General features: G+C 39.4%; 1 rRNA gene. It reads right to left on the reverse strand.

Annotated features, from left to right (window positions below):
- Nucleotides 1–304: 304 nt before the first annotated feature.
- Nucleotides 305–406: ribosomal RNA gene (gene rrf, locus H5S39_RS00090) — 5S ribosomal RNA — on the reverse strand; the annotation flags it as partial.

Genomic DNA, 406 nt, shown 5'->3' on the forward strand with positions numbered 1-406 from the left:
GAATGTAATCAGTCTTTTTAGCGACCTGATGATGGTGAGACTTAAATACCGGTGCAATAATTTCATGTTTTTCTTCCATAAAGTAAAAACCTCCTAAACTAAGTTACTTATAGTTTAGAAGGCCTGAATCTTGATTCATAGACGGTATCGTTATTGGGTGCTTACTCTCCTACTCGATTGTCAATACGTATCAATAACGACTGCTTACTGCTTACTTTATTAATCAGGTATCTTTATTTATACCCTTAAGCCAATACTCAGGTATCAAAAAAGACCAACATGTACTCTACATGTTGGTCTAATTGCGTGGCAACGTCCTATCCTCGCAGGGAGCGATCCCCCAACTACTTTCGGCGTGTTGAAGCTTAACTTCTGTGTTCGGCATGGGTACAGGTGTATCCTTCAA

Source organism: Limosilactobacillus rudii, from assembly GCF_014145455.1.
Classification (GTDB): Bacteria; Bacillota; Bacilli; order Lactobacillales; family Lactobacillaceae; genus Limosilactobacillus; species Limosilactobacillus rudii.